At 31.7% G+C, this 2,572-nt stretch carries 2 protein-coding genes; both read right to left on the bottom strand.

Going from position 1 to position 2,572, the window contains the following annotated elements:
* Positions 1 to 476: 476 nt before the first annotated feature.
* Entirely contained in the window at positions 477 to 1,202 is a 726-nt protein-coding gene (locus WBY99_RS10275) for an SDR family NAD(P)-dependent oxidoreductase (protein WP_423976239.1), read from the bottom strand.
* Positions 1,203 to 1,259: 57 nt separating this feature from the next.
* Positions 1,260 to 2,561, bottom strand: a complete 1,302-nt coding sequence (locus WBY99_RS10270) for an FAD-binding protein (protein ID WP_423976240.1) — start codon at positions 2,559 to 2,561, stop codon at positions 1,260 to 1,262.
* Between the last annotated feature and the right edge of the window lie 11 nt (positions 2,562 to 2,572).

Genomic DNA, 2,572 nt, shown 5'->3' with positions numbered 1-2,572 from the left:
TTATTTTCCTCAATATTTTATGAACTTTCGAAAGTTCATTTTTATCCAAACATAATGTTTTTATTTCTCTTCCATTCTTTAAAACAAACAATGTTTCATAAGAATTTGTAATATGAACACCATCAGAAAAAAAAGTTCCGCTAGTTCTTGCTTGTTTAATAGTTTGCTTTATTTTCGAGGGTATCTGTTATTTTAAATCTTCTTTTAATCGGAAGAAAAATGCAGGACAAAATTATTTCTTCTCTGTTGATTTTTTAAATTTTTGATTTCAATAAATAATATAAACCTCCTGAAATAAAGACTGCAAAAACAATAAGTATCAACAAATAGATGTAATATTCTAGAGAATTTTTATCCAAAGTGATCGGAGTTTTCAAAGCTAATTTAAACATCAAACCCCAAAAAAAACTCCAATTAAGAAAAATATATTCATAATTGAAATCGGATTAGATTTGAATAAAATCACTTCTTTCATTTTAAAACTTCAATTTTTTAAAAATAAATTCAGGTATATTTCTGATAACCATCATGATAACTCCCCAAATCGGTAAAACATACGCAACGTTTTTACCCTTTTTAAAAGCTTTATAAATTCCTTCTGCAGTTTGTTTCGGCGTTGAAGTTAATTTTGGATTCAAAGGCAAACCTTCCGTCATTTTCGTGTCCATAAAACCTGGTTTTATGGTGAGAACGTGTACTCTTTTACCGAACATATAATTTCGAAGTCCGCTCAAATAGGCTGTTAAACCCGCTTTTGCACTGCCGTAAATAAAATTACTCTGTCTTCCGCGTTCACCTGCAACCGAGGAAAGAACGATCATTGTTCCGGAGCGTTGTCTCTCCATTTTACTTGCAAAAAAATTAAGAACGGGAATTAATTTCGCATAATTGATATCGATAATTTTCTCCGTATTTTTATTATCGTACAATCCTTCTTCGGTTCCTTCACCGAGATATCCCGTTGCACAAAAAAGAAGATCCGAATCTATTTCATCAAAAGTTGTGTAATCGATTGGTTGCAGCAAATCGAGTTCGATAATCACCGACTGTTGTACATATTTCACCTCAAGATGCTTCGCAAATTTCTCTGTGGTTTCTTTATTAGAAGTAAAAAGATATATTTTTGAAAATTGGTCACTGGCACTCAAAGTTTTCTCAACAAAGGCTTGTGCAATTTCCGAATTGCTTCCTAAAACAATCATAGTGTATTTTGTAATTTCTGAGTATGAGTTTCTGAACAAAGTTCGAACTTCATTAACTTACGAAGCTTCATTATTTTGAATTCTTTTTTGTTGCATCGAAATAAATTTCGGATTCTGTACATTTTGCAGATAATTGGTTAATGATGATTTGCTCATCGAATCTTTGGTTAAATAAATTCTGCCTCCAAATTCTTCGACAATATCGTCGAGTTGAGCTACTAATCTTTTCAATTTTTTATTGGCTTTAAAATCCAAAGCCAAAGTATAACCTTCTATCGGAAACGAATTATAAGCTTCTAGATTATTTTTTCCGAAAAGTTTTAAAACTGCGAGAAAAGATCCGTTTCCACTTTTAGCGATGGTTTCCAGAATTTTCTTCATTCCTTCTTTTCCATTTTCTTTTGGAATCACCATTTGGTATTGAATAAATCCTTTTTTACCATAGATCCGATTCCAGTCGCTTACGATATCAAGTGGATAAAAAAATGTTTCGTAATGCACGAAATTTTTAACCTCTTTTATATTTTGTTTGTAATAATACAAAAAGTTAAAAAACTTCACGGTAAGATGATTTAAAACAAAATTTGGAAAATAAAAAGGAACAGATGGACTGATGGTTTTCTTTAATTGTAAAGGCTTTTCTTGTAATTTTTTTGGCAATTCATGTTTAAAGGCGTGTTCGCCACGCATCAAAACACTTCTTCCTAAGTTTTTGCCTTTTTGAAGACAATCTATCCAAGCAACATTATAGGTCCAGGATTCACTTTCGTCAAATAGTTTAAAAATCTCATCTAAATTTTCTGCTTTAATACTTTCTTGACGAACATAACTGCTTTCAATATTTTTTAATTTAAATTTTACAGAAAGGATAATTCCAGTTAATCCCATTCCACCAATGGTTGCCCAAAATTTTTCGGAATTTTCAGTTCTGGAACAAGTTAGAATATCTCCTTTTTCATTCATTAAAGAAAATCCGATTACATATTCTGAGAAGCAACCTTCTGCATGATGGTTTTTTCCGTGAACATCAGAAGCAATTGCTCCACCAACCGTAATAAATTTTGTTCCTGGAGTTACAAAAAGAAAGTAGCCTTGCGGAACGATTACGTCTAAAACATCGAAAAGCAAAACTCCTGATTCACATTCTATAATTCCATTTAAACGGTCGAAACTGATGAATTTATTCAATCTTTTGGTAGAAAATATATTTTCAGAAAGCGCAGCATCACCGTAACATCTGCCATTTCCTCTGGTGATGATGTCGTGATTATTGCGTACATATTCTTTGATTTTAGCAGACGAATCTTCGGACTTCATTTCTTTTTCCACTACTGGAAAATTTCCCCAATTCGTTACAATCTGTTTATAAT

The organism is Kaistella sp. (genome assembly GCF_049588135.1).
Classification (GTDB): Bacteria; Bacteroidota; Bacteroidia; order Flavobacteriales; family Weeksellaceae; genus Kaistella.
Note: the sequence above shows the minus strand (reverse complement) of the source record. Positions and strands in the feature narration are given on the sequence as shown.